The organism is Treponema endosymbiont of Eucomonympha sp. (genome assembly GCF_001028545.1).
Genome location: NZ_BBPW01000543.1, coordinates 1 through 491 on the forward strand (window position 1 = coordinate 1; position 491 = coordinate 491).

The 491-nt window shown below is 64.4% G+C and carries 1 protein-coding gene; it reads right to left on the reverse strand.

The window, feature by feature from the left end:
* Positions 1-388 (reverse strand): nickel insertion protein (larC, locus tag AWU74_RS07970; protein ID WP_162505077.1); only part of this gene is annotated, 388 nt, incomplete at its 3' end.
* Positions 389-491: the final 103 nt, after the last annotated feature.

The window sequence follows — 491 nt, forward strand, 5'->3', positions numbered from 1 at the left end:
CCTCGTGAAACGTTACTTCGTCCGCCGGCACGCTGTGCACGGTAGCTTCCGCCTCCGCGAGGCGTCCGAATATGTCGAGCGCCCGCGCTTTTGCCGATTCGCGGACGCCCGACGCACTGAGCAGCGCCCGAATGTCCTTCCACGAGCGGTTCTGGTGTTCGTGCCGGTGCTCGCCGTGCGGTTCGGGAGCGTCGTCCAGACGCACGACGGCGCGGGTTCCGGCGATTCCGCAGCGGGACTCGCGGCGAAACTCCAGCTCCCAACCCGATACGCCGAGCTTGCCGAGTTCCTGCCGGAGGTATTCGGGGTCAACGCCCAGCCCGACCAGCGCACCCAGCGTCATATCGCCGGATATTCCGGCAAAGCAGTCAAAATGCAGCGTCTTCATGCAGGTACTCCTGCGTCAGATAATTTCGAGTTCCGGCGGCGTTCAGTATATGTCCGAACAAACGTCGCGGGGCGTCGCCCTCCGCCTTTTCCGCTCACCGTCG